Genomic DNA, 16,334 nt, shown 5'->3' with positions numbered 1-16,334 from the left:
ATGAGTGGGATGAAAGTAAATAAAGCTTTAACAATTGCAGGATCTGATAGCGGCGGCGGTGCCGGCATTCAAGCAGATTTAAAAACATTCCAAGAGCTTGGTGTGTACGGGATGACGGCTATTACGGCAATTACTGCTCAAAACACGCTTGGCGTTCAAGGGGTATATCCAGTTCCGTTAGAAGGTATTACGGAACAGTTGAATTCAATTGGTTCGGATTTAACACCAGATGCTGTGAAACTAGGAATGTTATTTAGCAGCGAAATTATTCAAATTGTAGCAGAACATATTAATAAATTTGGCTGGAATAATATTGTACTAGACCCTGTTATGATTGCTAAGGGCGGTGCATCATTATTACAACAAGAAGCAGTACAAGCATTAAAAGAATATTTATTACCAGTAGCAACAGTTGTAACACCGAATGTTCCTGAAGCAGAAGTGTTAACTGGGATGGAGATTCATAATGTTGAAGATAGTAAGGAAGCTGCGAAAGTACTGCATGAATTAGGTGCGAAATACGTGCTTATGAAGGGTGGACATGCAGAATATCAAGGTAATGAGGTAGTTGACTTACTCTTTGATGGTGAGCAGTTTATTGAATTTAGAAGTGAACGGATTCCTTCAAAGCAAACGCACGGAAGCGGGTGCACATTTGCTTCAGCGGTTACAGCAGGACTTGCGAAAGGCTACTCGATTGAAGAGGCAGTTCAAGAAGCAAAACGATTTATTAGTATAGCAATTGAAGAGCCGTTGAATATTGGAAGTGGCCATGGGCCGACGAATCATTTTGCATATAATTTGAATAAAACGCAAGCATAGGTAAGTAAAAAGTCAGTTGTATAGCTGGCTTTTTTTCTGTTTACTTTTTCCAAATACAGGAGTAATATATCAGCCAGAATACATTTTTTTGTAAACGCTGAGTCCAAATATAAGGAGCGGAGGAACCAATTTGTGCAGTGTCACTAGGGGTGAATCTTTCAATTTTGAAAGTAGGGCTACTCTCAAAGTCCGAATCCGACAGCTAACTTCGTAAGCGTCTTGAGAGAGGACGGTGCCATGATGGATACATCACTTCATCAATCTGATTAGTATAGGGGAATATCAATCTATGTTTGAGTTCTTTTATGCTAAGGAGGATGAGGTACATGGAGCTAACACTTATTTGTGTTGGAGAAGAAAGCAAGGTAAATAGTTTAAGAGATTTAGTAGCATTTCAACATGAGTTAATCATTTTTACAGCAAATGAAGAGATAGCAGCTGAAGTTAGGGATTGTGGGTTTGATTGGACGTATAGTTGTAGCAAGGAGCAGGATTTTACTAGTATTTGTGAGTGCATAAAGAAGGTAATTTTACTAGGGGATGAGCTTCCAATCGTTAGCTTCTTTACAGAACACATTCGTTTTTCTTTTCAAGCACCTATTACTGTTGTTACAAGGAATAAACGATATCCAGCAAGGCTCTATGAAATAATTGGAGCTACATTTGTCGTGTTTACGAATTGTGATAATATTTCTTTTTTATTTTTTGAATAGGGCGGAGGAAAAGAAGATGAAGGTGTTGTTACTAGGAGATATAGCGAATCGTTGGGCGGTATCAATAGATCGAGTTCAAGAATTGGTGGTGCTTGATCCTATTTTTCCAAGGCCCTATATTATATTGCCATCGAAAGACGCTTTATATTTAAAAACAGATGTTATCGAATATGAGCAGCTACATGCAGAATTGTCGCAAGTTTATATTCGCGGGAGAAATTTACGTGCTTTTTTACAAGGAGAATAAATAGTGAATGAAAAAAGAGCGAATGCTAAGTGCAACAAGCTATGCACTTTATGTCATTCGCTCTTTTTATTTCGTATTTAAAAGATCATTTCTATGAAAAAGAAAGAAAAGACGAGAAAATAGGTGAAAAAATATTAATAACACTCAATGTAAGCGTTTAAATAGATGGATATTTTCTTATTTTCAGTAATTTGCCTCTTTACAAGTTAAATATAGAGGAGTATATTTACTCTCATAAATCATTCATAAAATTTCCAAAAAAACCTAAAATCGCTGAGTTCCAGAAATGGAGCGGGGGAACCAATTTTGTGCATCGTCACTTGGGGTGAATCTTTCAGTTTTGAAAGTAGGGCTACTCTTTAGGCCCGAATCCGACAGCTAACCTCGTAAGCGTTTAGAGAGGAGGTTTACTTTGTGTTGTTCATTTCGAACACTAAGTAGAGCTTAGTGTTCTTTTTTTGACTATTTAATGGTAAATTTTTACAAAGAGAGAAGGGTAGTTATGTTAGATGTTGTAATGATCGGGATTTTTGTTGTGTTAGTCGCATCGATGGCAAGTCTTGCAAGTTGGTCAGATAAAGTTGTGAAAGAAGGGAAGCAATCATGATGATTGCCTTATCGGTTATTGTTGCAGCAATTACGGTGTACTTAGTGTATGCATTATTAAATCCAGAGAAGTTTTAATTAGGGGGAATCATTCATTATGATTTGGGTCGCAGTTGTTATTACCATGCTGTTGTTTATTCTTGTGGCAAAGCCAATGGGGATATATTTAGAGAAAGCCTTTCAAGGTAGTCAAAAGCTAGATAAAGTATTCGGGCCTTTTGAAAAACTTATTTTTAAAATTACGGGTGTAAAAGAATACAATCAAACGTGGAAACAGTACGCATTGTCATTAGTTTTATTAAATGGATTTATGATTGTTGTCGTATATTTCATTTTCAGACTACAAGGAGTATTGCCATTAAATCCAGCACACATTGAAGGAATGGAGCCTACGCTTGCTTTTAATACAGCAATTAGTTTTATGGCTGATACAAACTTACAGCATTATAGCGGTGAAAATGGTTTATCTTATTTATCACAATTAATCGGAATTACATTTTTAATGTTTGCAGCACCGGCAACGACGTTAGCACTCGTTATGGCATTTATAAGAGGGCTCGCTGGAAAAGAACTCGGTAACTTTTTCGTTGATTTTACGAGAGCACTAACGAGAGTATTTATTCCTATCGCATTTATTGCGGCGCTAGTCTTTGTCACACTCGGTGTACCACAAACGTTAGACGGTGCAGTTACGGCACAAACGATTGATGGGGCAAAGCAAAGTATATTACGCGGGCCAGTTGCATCATTTGTTTCCATTAAGGAACTTGGGAATAACGGCGGTGGATTTTTCGGAGCAAACTCTACACATCCTTTTGAAAATCCAGGACAAATGAGTAATATTTTGCAAATGATGCTTATGATGCTATTGCCAACAGCACTTCCATTTACGTACGGACGAATGATAGGGAATAAAAAACAAGGTCGTATCCTTTTCGTATCACTATTTATGGTGTTTTTACTTGGATTTATAACGATTACGACATCGGAATTACATGGAAATCCAGCGTTAAATGGAATGGGTATCGAACATGTACAAGGAAGTACAGAAGGAAAAGAAGTACGATTCGGAACTGTATTTTCTTCACTATACGCAACAGTAACGACAGCTGCTGAAACAGGGGCTGTTAATACGATGCATGATACATTAACACCAATTGGCGGTCTAGTTCCACTCGTAAATATGATGTTAAACACAGTATATGGCGGTGTTGGAGCAGGTTTTGTAAACATTATTATGTATGCCATTATTGCAGTATTTATATCTGGTTTAATGGTTGGACGGACACCGGAGTTTTTAGGTAAGAAAATTGAAGGTAAGGAAATGAAATTAATTGCGGTAACGATTTTATTCCATCCATTGCTTATTTTAGGATTTTCAGCATTAGCTCTTTCAACAAGTTTAGGAACAGATGCTATCTCACATTCCGGTTTCCACGGTTTAACGCAAGTTGTATATGAATACACATCGTCAGCTGCGAATAACGGATCTGGATTTGAAGGTTTAGCAGATAATACACCGTTTTGGAATATTACAACTGGTTTAGTTATGTTTTTAGGACGCTATTTCAGTTTAATTACGATGTTAGCTGTGGCAGCTTCGTTGAAAGAGAAGACGGTAGTACCAGAAACAGTCGGAACGTTCCGTACAGATAATGGTTTATTTGGTGGCATCTTCATCGGAACGATTGTAATTGTCGGTGCGTTAACATTCTTCCCGATGTTAGTACTTGGCCCAATTGCAGAATTTCTTACATTGAAGTAATGGAGGGTAAATGATGAGACCGGTAGTAGTAAAAGAAAAACAAGTAAATCAGTCACAAATACATGCTATAGAAGATGAGGTTAGACAAGCGAAAACGATGGATCGTGATATCGTAACACATGCGATGAAACAATCCTTTGCGAAATTGAATCCGAAAGTCATGATAAAGAATCCGATTATGTTCGTTGTGGAAATTGGATTTATCATTACGTTCATTTTATCGTTTCTTCCAAGTAGTGCTAGTAGTGTACCAGGATGGTTTAATATAACAGTTTCTCTCATTCTCTTATTTACAGTTTTATTTGCTAACTTTGCAGAGGCGTTAGCAGAAGGGCGGGGGAAAGCGCAAGCCGATTCTTTAAAACAGTCGAAGAAAGATGTGTTTGCAAATGTGGTGAAAGAAAATGGGGACATTGTTCAAGTTTCAGCAACTGATTTGAGAAAAGGTGACGTTGTTATTGTAAAGCAAGGTGAGATGATCCCAAGTGATGGTGAAGTAATGAAAGGGTTAGCTTCTGTAGATGAATCTGCGATTACAGGTGAATCAGCTCCTGTAATAAAAGAAGCGGGCGGTGATTTTTGTTCCGTAACAGGCGGAACGATGGTCGTAAGTGATGAGATTACAATTGTCATTACGAGTAATCCTGGTGAATCATTTATTGATAAAATGATTTCGTTAGTAGAAGGCGCTGCTCGTCAAAAAACGCCGAATGAAATTGCTTTAAATACAGTATTAACGAGCTTAACGCTTATTTTCTTAATCGTTGTTGTGACGTTGCCGATCTTTACAAACTATTTAGGGTTTCAAATTGATACAGCTGTACTTGTCGCATTGTTAGTTTGTTTAATTCCAACGACAATTGGTGGGTTGTTATCAGCAATTGGTATTGCTGGGATGGACCGGGTGACAAAGTTCAATGTGTTAGCGATGTCGGGTAAAGCAGTAGAAGCTGCAGGTGATATTAATACAATTATTTTAGATAAAACAGGTACGATTACTTTCGGGAACCGAATGGCACATACATTACTTCCTGTAGGAAATGAAACGATTGAGCAAGTAGGAAAATGGGCTGCGATTAGTTCAGTTTTAGATGAAACACCAGAAGGTCGATCAGTTATAGAATATGTAAAAACGAAGTCTATATCATATAATCGAGAAATTGCAGAACAAGGTGAATTTGTTCCATTTAAAGCAGAAACGAGAATGAGTGGTGTTGATTTACAGGACGGAACGAAAGTGAGGAAAGGTGCTGTAGGTAGCGTTATTGAATGGGTTCAGTCACAAGGTGGAACGATTCCGAAAGATGTAAATCAAAAAGCAGATTTCATTTCAAAAGAGGGCGGGACACCACTTGTAGTTGCAGTGAATAATCGTATTTACGGTTTAATTTATTTAAAGGATACAGTAAAACCTGGTATGCGTGAGCGTTTTGAACAATTGCGTCAAATGGGGATTAAAACAGTTATGTGTACAGGCGATAACCCATTAACAGCAGCGACAATTGCAAAAGAAGCAGGGGTAGATGAATTCGTTGCTGAGTGTAAACCAGAAGATAAAATTGCGGTTATTAAAGCAGAGCAAGATAAAGGGAAACTTGTAGCGATGACAGGTGATGGTACAAATGATGCGCCGGCACTAGCGCAGGCTGACGTTGGATTAGCAATGAATAGTGGTACGACAGCTGCGAAAGAAGCAGCGAATATGATTGATTTAGATTCGAACCCGACAAAAATTATTGAGGTTGTAGGAATCGGTAAGCAATTGTTAATGACGCGTGGTGCGTTAACGACGTTTAGTATTGCGAATGATATCGCAAAATATTTTGCAATCATTCCAGCGATGTTTACACTTGCGATTCCGCAAATGGAAGCATTAAACATTATGAAACTAACATCACCACTGTCAGCGATTTTATCAGCACTAATATTTAATGCTGTTATTATTCCGTTACTCATTCCGTTAGCGATGAAAGGTATTGCATATAAACCGATGAGTTCGAATGCACTACTTGGCCGAAACCTATTTATTTATGGGCTTGGCGGAGTTATTGTACCGTTCATTGGAATTAAAGTAATCGATATAATTGTCGGCTTGTTTATATAAGGAAGAGGGGAAAAAGATGGCGAAGAAACAAAGTATACTATCACCGATTGTCCGTATTACTTTTACATTTTTAGTGTTGTGCGGACTTGTATATCCGCTTATTGTTACTGGTATTGCACAAGCAGTAATGAAGGAGAATGCGGATGGAAGTCTAATATATAATGATAAAAATGAAGTGATTGGTTCTAAGTTAATTGGCCAAAATTTCACAGATCCACGTTATTTTCATGGGCGTGTCTCTAGTATTGAATATAAAGCAGAAGCATCTGGTTCAAATAACTATGCACCGTCTAATCCAGATTTAGAGAAACGAGTAGAGAAAAGTATGGAAGACTGGAAGAAACAAAACCGGGCGGTTCCAGTTACAGAAGTGCCGATCGATTTAGTGACAAATTCAGGTTCAGGGCTTGATCCTGACATTAGTCCGAAGGCAGCTTCTGTACAGGTAGAGCGCATTTCGAAATTAACGAAAATCCCGAAAGAAACGCTAGATCAATTGATTAAAGATCAAACGGAAGGTGCGGCACTTGGTTTATTTGGAGAAGATCGTGTGAACGTCTTAAAGTTAAATATAGAATTACAGAAACTAATGAAATAGTAACAGTGCTACCTCAATCTAACGGATTGAGGTAGCGTTGTTTTGAAAGAAAGGTTGTGAGTGTTTTGTATGCGGATGACTATAAACCAACTTTTCAAAGGCGAACACCAGAAGAGTATTTAGAATATATTCGTCAGCAAAATCGAGGAAAGTTAAAGCTATATGTAGGAGCGGCTCCAGGAGTAGGGAAAAGTTATAAAATGCTATTTGATGCAAGAGAAATGCAAAAAGATGGTATGGATATTGTAATTGGTTTAATTGAAACACACGGGAGAAAAGAAACGGAAGACGCAATTGCTGATTTAGAAAAAGTTCCTTTAAAAGAAATTGATTATAAAGGGAAAGTATTTTATGAACTCGATGTGGAAGGAATTATAAAACGTGCACCACAAATTGTTGTTGTGGATGAACTTGCGCATAGTAATATTCCCGGGTCGAAAAATAAGAAACGTTATATGGATGTACAGGAATTGCTAGATGCTGGTATATCTGTATTATCAGCGTTTAATATTCAACATTTAGAAAGCGTTCATGATATTGTAGCTCAAATTACGAATGTTAAAGTGCGAGAACGTATTCCAGATTTTATTTTGCAAAAAGCAAATGAAATTCAGCTTGTTGATGCAACACCTGAGGTATTAAGGAAGAGATTAATCGATGGAAAGATATATAAGGAAGAAAAAATTCAACAAAGCTTACAAAACTTCTTTACGCTTAATAATTTAGGAGCACTAAGGGAATTATCGCTTCGTGAAGTTGCAGATGATATGGATGAGAAAATTAGCCAAACAGTTATAGAACCGATTGGGGTGAAAGAAAAAATTCTCGTTTGTGTACAATACAGTTCAACAGCAGAGAAGTTAATACGAAGAGGTTGGCGTATGGCAGATCGGTTAAATGCTGAATTGTATGTCTTAAATGTAGAGCGGGAAAATATAGATTCACTTTCAGCAGGGAAAAAGCAAACAATTGAAGAGTGGAAATCGCTAACGAATCAATTTGATGCAAGTTTTGTATTAGAAGAAGCAAATGGAAGAAAGCCAGCTGATGTTATTATTGAAGTCGCGAAAAGACTACAAGTAACGCAAATTTTACTCGGACAATCGGCAAGAACAAGGTGGGAAGAAATACGAAAAGGTTCTATTGTAAATGAAATTATGAGACAAACGAAGTATATTGATATTCATATTGTTGCGGATCAAAGAGCTTAAAATAGAGACCATCTGTAGGTCTCTATTTTACTTTTTGTGTGACAGGGAAGCATAGTATTTTCATCGCATATAAGATTATGAGTAGAAACATAATTGCACCTAGGAAGAAAATCCAAAAGTAATTTTGATTAAATAAAAGAAATCCACCTACAAGTGGCCCTGTGCTCATACCGAGATAGCGGATGAAGTTGTACATACCGATAGCAGTTGCGCGTTCTTGTACGAATTCTTCCGTTAATAAAGTAGTGTGAGTTGGCATAGAAAGTCCCATACTAAAACCGTACAAAGATGTAACGATAATGAGGAATGGGATATTGATGCTATATGTGAAAGAGAATAAAGTGACACATATAATATTGAAGAAACTAGTAATGAATAAAGCTTGCTTTGTTGTAAGGTGCTTTTGCAAAACCTTGTAGCAATAACTTCCTAACATAATAGAAAGGGACATCGGTACAAATACAAGACCAATTTCACTTGCAGTTAAGTGAAATGAATTTGTTAAAATACTCGGTAAAAAAACGAGAAAGCAAAAATAAATACAAAATTGAATAAAGCCAATAAGAGTAATAGAACATCCAGTTTTATTTTTTAAGATAAACCAGTAATTTTTTTTTGCTTGCGGTTGCTTAATTACAGTTGGTTTTGTTTCTGGAAGTAGTGAAATGTTTATAATGAATAAGAGAATGCCAAGTATAGATAAAAACAGAAATACGGATAAGTGTCCATGTATGCTACCGAGGTAACCACCTATGAGAGGGCCAATCGCAGGTGCGAGAGCAAGTAACATTTGGTATAGGCTCATTGCTTCCCCTCGTTCTTTTCCTTCAAACAAATCACCGATAATCGTTGCTGCGACTACAGGTATAGCTGCTATTCCTATAGCTTGAACAACTCTAAAAAATAAAAATAAATAAATGTTCGCCGAAAAAGCACATCCGATTGAACCAATTGTACTAATGATTAAACTAGGGATAAGGACAGATTTTCTTCCTTTTGTATCAATGAAAGGCCCATATACGAGCTGCATAATTGCAAGAACGAATGTGAAAAGTGAAACTGTTACATTTACAAGATAAAGAGAAGTGTGAAAAGAAGCTTGAATCATGGGCAAGATAGGCGTGTAAATATTTTGAGCGAAGGAACCGAGTAAGGCACTAATACAGATAATATATAAAATGAAATTTAGTTTGGATTTTTTCATTGTGGTAACCTCCTTTTAATTTAGTTTCCTAGGAAACTAAATTTATTTTAACATGTTTTTCTCACTTGTAAATATGAAAAAATGATTTTAAAATGGTATATAGTTAAATTGTTTCTTTGGAAACTTAGGGGGCGAACGGGTTGGATTATGCAACGAAACAAATGGAAATACTTTCGGACATTCGTACACTTTTGCATAAAAAAGAAGAACATTTGAAAGGACAAAATGAGAAATTTTTTCGTGAGACAGGTATAAGTGGTATGTCTTTATCTGAGTTACATGTGATCGAGTGTATCGGGAAAAATGGTTTGATGAATGTAACGGCAATTACGACAGAAATGGGAATAACGAAGGGTGCAATCTCTAAAATTTGTACAAAATTGTTCCAAAAGGCATTCGTTGAGAAGATGCAAATGTTAGACAATCAAAAAGAAATTTTCTTTCGCTTAACGGAAAGCGGAAATGAAATATATAAAGCTCATGATAAATTGCATAAACAAGCTGAAGAAAAGTGGCTGTTACTTTTAGATAGATATACGAAAGAAGAACAAGATTTTATTCAAAGGTTTATAAAGGATGTCTCCGATCATTTGGAAATATAATTGGAAGAAAAAACTCCTTTATTTCAAGCCTTTTGAATATAATTTCTAAAAGAACTCATATATAATAGAAAAAGATACTTAACATAGTGAATAATTAAAGAGTCAATATATAAAGAGGAGAGAATAACATGCTTGAAAATACGGGGTTAGTATTAGAAGGCGGCGGTATGCGTGGTGTATATACGGGTGGGATATTAGAATATTTTATGGAACAAGATTTATATTTTCCATATGTAATCGGTGTATCAGCTGGTGCTTGTCATGCAGCGTCGTATCTTTCCAGACAACGAAATAGAAATAAAACAGTAAATATTGATTATGCATCACACCCACAATATTTATCGTATAAAAACTTATGGAAAAAGCGTCAGTTATTTGATATGGATTTCATTTTTCATGAAATTCCAGAAAAGCATGTGCCGTTTGATTTTGAAACATACTTTAATAGTCCAGAACGTTTCCTTGTAGGAACGACGGATTGTGAAACAGGACAGTCTGTTTATTTTGAAAAGGAGGGAACGAATGATGATGCACTAAATTTATTACAAGCATCTAGTTCATTGCCTTTCATTGCACCTGTAGTAAATTACCGTGGTAAGCAGTTATTAGATGGAGGAATTTCTGATCCGATTCCAGTTCGTAAAGCGCAAGAAGATGGATTTAAAAAATCAGTCGTTATTTTAACGAGAAATCACGGTTATGCTAAGAAAAAATCAAAGTTTGGATGGGTGGCAGCGAAAGCTTATAAAAAATATCCCAACCTTGTTAATACGATGTTAAATCGTTATGAAGTATATAATGAAACACTTCACTATATTGAAAAAGAAGAGCAAGCGGGTAATTTATTTGTTATTCGCCCAGAAGTGCCGCTTCAAGTAGATCGTATGGAAAAGGATACGGCTAAATTACAAAGTTTATATGAGCAAGGCTATGAAGATGCAAAGAGACAGTTTGCAGATTTACATTCATTTTTACAAAAATAAGTATTAGGCTGTGGGGAAGAGTTTCTCCGCAGTCTTTTTATATTGTTTTTAAAAAATGTATAAATGTTTAAGTTTTTTAAGAGTTTGTAAAACATATAGTTTTCTTATTGAGGAACATGCGATTGAAAGATACTATGACGATGTAGCACGATTGAATTATTTATTTAAGAGGTGATTGTTATGAAGGGAAAAGTTTTTACAATAACAACTTTCATGTTATTAGCAACAGCAATCTCAACTAGTGCCTTCTACTCAACGTTAAGCGTTCATAAAAACGATAACCTGCTATCTTATAGAGCTCAAACTACTACGAATCAAAATGCATTCCATTGTTCAGTAGCGGTTTCTTTTATTAATTCAAATGGAAGTTATACATATATTGAAAGTGTCTCGGATAAATTAGGCCCTTATGAATCGGGAAGGGCATTGAATGCTACTGTGAGTAACGATGCATTTAACGGCTTTGGTGCAAAAGGAGTATACTCGGAGCATTATGCGAATGAGGATAATGACTATCAAGAAGAGATACGAAAAGGTACTTTTGATAGTTACGATAACTTAGAATTGTAGTTATTTTTGTAAGGAGCTGTGCCATGTATTTAGCTTTTAAAAATATAAAAAGAAACAAACTATTTTCCGTAATTCTTCTTATATCATTTTTTATTTCTTTTCTTTCTATATCAGTAGCCGCGCTTTTAACAGAGTCTAAACGAAACTTTATAGCTGCCTTTCAAATTGGTTTTCCAGAAAAGAATCAAACGTTAACTGTTCCGATAGCGAATGAAACCGAATTGGAAGCGATAATTCCTCTCATACAAGATACTTTTGTGAAAAGTGATATTTACGTAGAAAATTTAAAAGCATTGAATAGTTCAGGTGCAATAAAAATGATAGCTGTGAACTTAAAAGATGATTATTATTGGACGCCATATATTGCTGAAGGGCAATATTTTCATCGCGGGAGTGTAAATGATATGGTTGTTGGTAATCAAACGAATGTAAAAGAATTATATGAATTTGATGATACATATAAAAAAATAGGAACTATATCGAGAATAGACAGTGATGTAGGTGTAGCCGGCATATACATTTCGCTTCAAAACCTACCTACTATATCTAAAAAAGGTATTATCGCTAGTAAACAATTACAGTTAACAGTTGTTAATCCTACCTCATCTATTCATAACGAAATAAAGACATTTATGAATAGGAGCAAAGAAGTACTTTCCGGAGAGGTTCAAATACTGAATGAACGAGATCTTCAGGAACTAAATGTAACACATATAGATCCAGCAAATAAGTATTATTATAAATTCATTCTTGTTGCAATCGTTTCGGGCATTTCCGCAGTGTTATTTTGGATTTACAAAAAAGAGAGAGAGATTTCATTAAAGAAAGCATTAGGTGCTTCTAATAGATTGATTTACTACGAACTATATATTCAAATTTTGTTTATTGCTCTAGTAGCGATGTTATTGGTTTTTCTTACGTTAGAAATATTTTCTGGAACCATTCATACGTATTTTCAAACATACTTACTAAAACCGTTAACACCGTATGTATTCATATATAATGTTGTTTTTATGATTTTTCTTACAATGTTTGTTACTGTAATTCCAATTAAGCACATTATAAATATATATCCTGGAAAACATTTAAGAACGTAGGAGGTAAATATAGACAAATGTATTGCAATCTACCTATGAAGCAATATAAACCAAGAGAATTTGCTGAAATCATCAATGTATCTGTATGAACTTTACAGAGGTGAGATAACGAGGGTGTATGGACCGCTTACTGAAACCCCTAAAGGAAGAAGATATTATACAGATAAACAGTATAAAGACCATATGGGGATTCAAGAAGAAAAGAAAGTAGGTGAAAGGGTTATTTACATACGAGCGTCTAATCGTGGGCAGAAAGATGATTTAGAAAATCAGATTGAGGTTTTAAAAACATTGGCTCATGAGCGAGGGATTATTGTAGATGAAGCTATCGAGGATATTGGAAGTGATTTGAATTATAACAGGAAATAGTGGAATAAACTGATTGAAGATTGTACGGATGGTAATGTCTCAACTATTATTATTGCATACAGAGGTAGGTTCATACGTTTTGGTTATAAATGGTTTGAAAAATTATCTCCACAGGAAGAGCTTATTCAAGATTTACTATCTATCGTTCATGTATTGAGTTGTAGAATTTACGGGTTAAGGAAATACAAAAAGAAAATAGCGGAGGATAAAGATTTATGAAAAGAGCATATCTAATAGAAATCCATCCGACAAAAGAACAAATAACCCAAATAAATCAGACGATTGGTGTGTGTAGGTATGTTTACAACCTGTATATCTCTAAAAACAAAGAGTTGTATGAAGCAGAAGGAAAGTTTCTAAGTGGGTATGATTTTTCAAAATGGTTGAACAATGTCTATACAAAAGAATGTGATCAGTGGATAAAAGAAGTATCAAGTAAAGCTGTAAAACAAGCGATTATGAACGGGGAAAAAGCTTTTAAGCGATTTTTTAAGGGTTTATCTAAATTTCCGCGATATAAGAAAAAGAAGAAGCAAGATGTGAAGTGTTATTTTCCTAAAAACAACAAAACAGATTGGACAGTAGAAAGGCATAGAATAAAAATCCCCACAATTGGTTGGGTAAGATTAAAAGAATATGGATATATCCCTACAAATGCAACTGTAAAAAGTGGCACAGTATATCAAAGAGCAGGAAGATACTTTGTATCTGTGCTTTGCCAATTGGAAGAAGAAGCAACGAAGTCAACACTTAACTCAACAGGTTTAGGGATTGATTTAGGAGTGAAGGATTTCGCTACACGTAGCGATGGTATCGTTCACGAAAACATCAATAAAACAATACAAGTAAAAAAGATAGAAAAACGGTTAAAACGTGAACAACGCTCTTTATCGCGAAAATATGAAAATCTAAAAAAGAGAGGTGAAAAATCTGTTACTAATAAAAGAGCGAATATAAACAAAAATACTCTTAGAGTGCAAAAACTACATGCTCGATTAGCGAATATTCGACTAGAGTATGTAAAGTCTATTATAACGAATGTGGTGAAAACCAAGCCAACGTTTATTACAGTGGAAGATTTGAATGTGAAAGATATGCTGAAGAATAAACATCTATCTAAAACGATTGCGAAGCAATCTTTTTATGCTTTTAAAACGTGGCTTTTGACGAAATGTGAGGAATATGGAATTGAATTACGTCAAGTAGACCGGTTTTATCCATCGTCAAAGTTGTGCTCATGTTGCGGTCAAAAGAAAGCGGATTTAAAGCTATCTGACCGGATATATACATGTGAATGTGGAAATGTAATGGATAGAGATTTGAACGCAGCGATCAATCTTTTACAAGCAAAAGAATATACAATACTAACGTAAATAGATTGTATATATGTACGGTGGGCTACATCGGAATCTACGCCTGTGGAGTGTTACAGCAAACTGTAGTAGCGAGTGATTGGCGAGACAGGACACGTAGAAGCAGGAATACTCTAAGAATATATATTTGTCTATATTTTTAGTAGCAGGTCTTCATGTTTTTTATATTTGATTCTATACGGTCTGTGAAAAAGCGGTTGTTACCAAGTTTGATTATAGTAATTTCTTTAATTATTGCATTTTCTTCAGCAATAGAATTTGTTAGTAATCTTTCGGGATATCGAAAAATGATGACGGTAGCAAATAATTTATCGACTCATAAAAATTTCTATGAACTTTATGCGACGCAAGATATAACATTGTTTAGCGAAGAAAAAGCGAAAAGTGATTATCAACATTTCATTCAAGGGTTATCGAATACGATACCAATAACAAATAAAACTAATTATCTGTTCCGTAACTATTCACTTAGTTTAAAAAAAGAAAATGGAACGATAAAGACTCTTATTGTTGATAAAGATATTAATAAATACTTTTATATACGAATTTCACAAGGAAGATATTTTGAGGAATCGGAATTTCATAAATCAGTATTTGATAGTAGACCTGTTATATTAGGGGCTAATTATAAAGAAAAGGTATCTATTGGTGATATCATACCATCTGGAAAAATGAAACTAAAAGTAATTGGCTTTTTAGAAAAAAATTCAGTATTTACATATCCTCGAAGCGGTGAAATATCAGATAATCGTATTACATTATTAGATGACATGGCGATTTTACCAATTGGAACAGAAGAAATAGAGTTCTATAGTGTAGACCTTTTATACAATGGGTTAATTATAGAAACAAATGAGAAGATAGATATAAATGAATTTCAAAAGAAAGTATTAAAGGTAACAGAAGGTAAGGGGTATTCGTATTATGTTACAAATCCGGATAAATTATTAGAAAATGAAAAGCAAGGTATTGATAATATGTTATATCCCTTATTATTAAGCGGTACAGTCTTATCTTTTTCATTTATATCTATTTTATTAACATCAATGGCCACGCTTTATATAGAACGTAAAAATATTTCTATTAAATCAGCATTAGGAGCAAGTACTTTTCAACTATGTCTTCCGTTTGTTATTGAGTATATGTTGTTATTCGTTTTATCTATATGTATAGGAATTATGTATTTTCAATGGGAGAATAGCGGAGTAATTGAAATTCAGAAAGGTCTAGAAAATAGTATATTATCTTTCTTTGGAACGTTAAAAGTCTCTATAGAATCATTGGTTGTTATAGTTGCTTTATCACTTGTAATGATCCTCGTTATATATGCAATCATTTATTTCAATGTACTAAAAATAAAAAATACATATATGAAAGAGGTGTTATAGATGATTCAGCTCGCAAATGTGGCTAAGGGATACGGAAAGAGTAATTTTAGTGCTTTAAAAGATATTAACCTTACAATAGAAAAAGGCGAAATGATAGCCATTATGGGACCATCTGGTTCAGGGAAATCAACCTTACTTAATATTATTGGCTTAATTGATAACCCCTCTACTGGAAAGTATTTTTTAGATGGCATGGATACGAGTACATTAAAGTCAAACTATCATAAGTATAGAAATAAGGAAGTTGGATTTGTGTTTCAAAACTTTTCGCTACTAGATGATTATACAGTTATTGAAAATGTAATGCTCCCGCTTATATATAGAAAAGTTTCTCATAAGAAACGTATACAAATATCAAAAGAAATGCTTGAGATGGTAGGGCTGGAGAGACATATTAACAAGTATCCCCACGAATTATCTGGAGGAGAACAGCAAAGGACAGCGATAGCGAGGGCATTAGCACAAGATACAAAAATTATACTTGCTGATGAACCGACTGGTGCTCTTGATCAAGAAAACGGGAAGAAAATTATGAGTATTTTAAAAGAGGTTCATAAACAAGGAAAAACGGTGCTAGTTGTTACACATGATCAAAAGGTAGCTGCATACTGCCAGAGGACAATACGTTTGCTTGATGGATATGTGGTGTAATATGGATAAAAGTATGTGGAGTGGTGATACA

The 16,334-nt window shown here is 34.9% G+C and carries 17 protein-coding genes, 1 pseudogene and 2 riboswitches; of the genes and pseudogenes, 17 read left to right on the top strand and 1 reads right to left on the bottom strand.

The features are described 5' to 3' along the window. The 9 genes from thiD to kdpDN all read left to right on the top strand — a co-directional run bounded on the left by thiD (position 1) and on the right by kdpDN (position 8,066). Positions 1 to 822, top strand: coding sequence for a bifunctional hydroxymethylpyrimidine kinase/phosphomethylpyrimidine kinase (gene thiD, locus AABL52_RS23270; protein ID WP_002070538.1), 822 nt, complete (start codon positions 1 to 3; stop codon positions 820 to 822). 85 nt (positions 823 to 907) lie between these two features. Next, positions 908 to 1,055: riboswitch (cyclic di-AMP (ydaO/yuaA leader) on the top strand. A gap of 93 nt (positions 1,056 to 1,148) precedes the next feature. Next, positions 1,149 to 1,535, top strand: a complete 387-nt coding sequence (locus tag AABL52_RS23265) for a hypothetical protein (RefSeq protein WP_000424082.1) — start codon at positions 1,149 to 1,151, stop codon at positions 1,533 to 1,535. A gap of 16 nt (positions 1,536 to 1,551) precedes the next feature. Beyond that, a complete protein-coding gene (locus AABL52_RS23260) occupies positions 1,552 to 1,782 on the top strand; it encodes a hypothetical protein (RefSeq protein ID WP_341518531.1) in 231 nt (76 codons plus the stop codon). Between the two features lie 261 nt (positions 1,783 to 2,043). Next, positions 2,044 to 2,189: riboswitch (cyclic di-AMP (ydaO/yuaA leader) on the top strand. A 95-nt stretch (positions 2,190 to 2,284) separates the two neighbouring features. Continuing rightward, positions 2,285 to 2,389 carry a SipW-dependent-type signal peptide-containing protein gene (locus AABL52_RS23255; protein ID WP_000887889.1) on the top strand — a complete coding sequence of 35 codons (105 nt, stop codon included), beginning with the start codon at positions 2,285 to 2,287 and terminating at the stop codon, positions 2,387 to 2,389. Next, positions 2,386 to 2,466, top strand: coding sequence for a K(+)-transporting ATPase subunit F (gene kdpF, locus AABL52_RS23250; RefSeq protein WP_000972378.1), 81 nt, complete (start codon positions 2,386 to 2,388; stop codon positions 2,464 to 2,466). Before AABL52_RS23255 ends, kdpF begins: the two co-directional genes overlap by 4 nt. 19 nt (positions 2,467 to 2,485) lie before the next feature. After that, positions 2,486 to 4,153 (top strand): potassium-transporting ATPase subunit KdpA, encoded by a 1,668-nt coding sequence (gene kdpA / locus AABL52_RS23245; RefSeq protein WP_341518530.1) that lies wholly within the window; start codon positions 2,486 to 2,488, stop codon positions 4,151 to 4,153. 13 nt (positions 4,154 to 4,166) lie between these two features. Next, entirely contained in the window at positions 4,167 to 6,257 is a 2,091-nt protein-coding gene (kdpB, locus tag AABL52_RS23240; RefSeq protein ID WP_016089251.1) for a potassium-transporting ATPase subunit KdpB, read from the top strand. 16 nt (positions 6,258 to 6,273) lie between these two features. Next, complete coding sequence (kdpC, locus tag AABL52_RS23235) at positions 6,274 to 6,855, top strand: K(+)-transporting ATPase subunit C (RefSeq protein WP_016089250.1); 582 nt, start codon at positions 6,274 to 6,276, stop codon at positions 6,853 to 6,855. A gap of 56 nt (positions 6,856 to 6,911) precedes the next feature. Beyond that, on the top strand, positions 6,912 to 8,066 hold the full coding sequence (gene kdpDN / locus AABL52_RS23230; RefSeq protein ID WP_080118087.1) for a KdpD-like non-kinase potassium sensor: 1,155 nt from the start codon (positions 6,912 to 6,914) through the stop codon (positions 8,064 to 8,066). Positions 8,067 to 8,088: 22 nt separating this feature from the next. Here the strand turns inward: kdpDN and AABL52_RS23225 are convergent, their stop codons facing one another. Continuing rightward, the gene (locus AABL52_RS23225) at positions 8,089 to 9,270 is read right to left on the bottom strand and encodes an MFS transporter (protein WP_016089248.1); all 1,182 of its coding nucleotides are present in this window, start codon (positions 9,268 to 9,270) and stop codon (positions 8,089 to 8,091) included. 140 nt (positions 9,271 to 9,410) lie between these two features. On the opposite strand from AABL52_RS23225, the gene AABL52_RS23220 reads away from it, so the two are divergent. From AABL52_RS23220 to AABL52_RS23185, 8 genes and pseudogenes are all read left to right on the top strand, one after another. Next, positions 9,411 to 9,872: a MarR family transcriptional regulator gene (locus tag AABL52_RS23220; protein ID WP_016089247.1), complete on the top strand. Its 462-nt coding sequence runs from the start codon at positions 9,411 to 9,413 to the stop codon at positions 9,870 to 9,872. A 128-nt stretch (positions 9,873 to 10,000) separates the two neighbouring features. Continuing rightward, positions 10,001 to 10,855 carry a patatin-like phospholipase family protein gene (locus tag AABL52_RS23215; protein ID WP_341518529.1) on the top strand — a complete coding sequence of 285 codons (855 nt, stop codon included), beginning with the start codon at positions 10,001 to 10,003 and terminating at the stop codon, positions 10,853 to 10,855. A gap of 180 nt (positions 10,856 to 11,035) precedes the next feature. Next, positions 11,036 to 11,425: a hypothetical protein gene (locus AABL52_RS23210; protein ID WP_341518528.1), complete on the top strand. Its 390-nt coding sequence runs from the start codon at positions 11,036 to 11,038 to the stop codon at positions 11,423 to 11,425. 23 nt (positions 11,426 to 11,448) lie between these two features. Continuing rightward, the gene (locus AABL52_RS23205; RefSeq protein ID WP_341518527.1) at positions 11,449 to 12,522 is read left to right on the top strand and encodes an ABC transporter permease; all 1,074 of its coding nucleotides are present in this window, start codon (positions 11,449 to 11,451) and stop codon (positions 12,520 to 12,522) included. Between the two features lie 35 nt (positions 12,523 to 12,557). Continuing rightward, positions 12,558 to 13,186: pseudogene (locus AABL52_RS23200) on the top strand (IS607 family transposase). Continuing rightward, entirely contained in the window at positions 13,131 to 14,264 is a 1,134-nt protein-coding gene (locus AABL52_RS23195; protein WP_341519747.1) for an RNA-guided endonuclease InsQ/TnpB family protein, read from the top strand. Before AABL52_RS23200 ends, AABL52_RS23195 begins: the two are co-directional and overlap by 56 nt. A 155-nt stretch (positions 14,265 to 14,419) precedes the next feature. Further along, entirely contained in the window at positions 14,420 to 15,652 is a 1,233-nt protein-coding gene (locus tag AABL52_RS23190; protein WP_341518526.1) for an ABC transporter permease, read from the top strand. Beyond that, the gene (locus AABL52_RS23185; RefSeq protein WP_340423068.1) at positions 15,653 to 16,303 is read left to right on the top strand and encodes an ABC transporter ATP-binding protein; all 651 of its coding nucleotides are present in this window, start codon (positions 15,653 to 15,655) and stop codon (positions 16,301 to 16,303) included. Positions 16,304 to 16,334 lie beyond the last annotated feature (31 nt).

Source organism: Bacillus paramobilis (assembly GCF_038096195.1).
Classification (GTDB): domain Bacteria; phylum Bacillota; class Bacilli; order Bacillales; family Bacillaceae_G; genus Bacillus_A; species Bacillus_A mobilis.
This window is presented reverse-complemented; position numbering and strand designations above follow the sequence as displayed.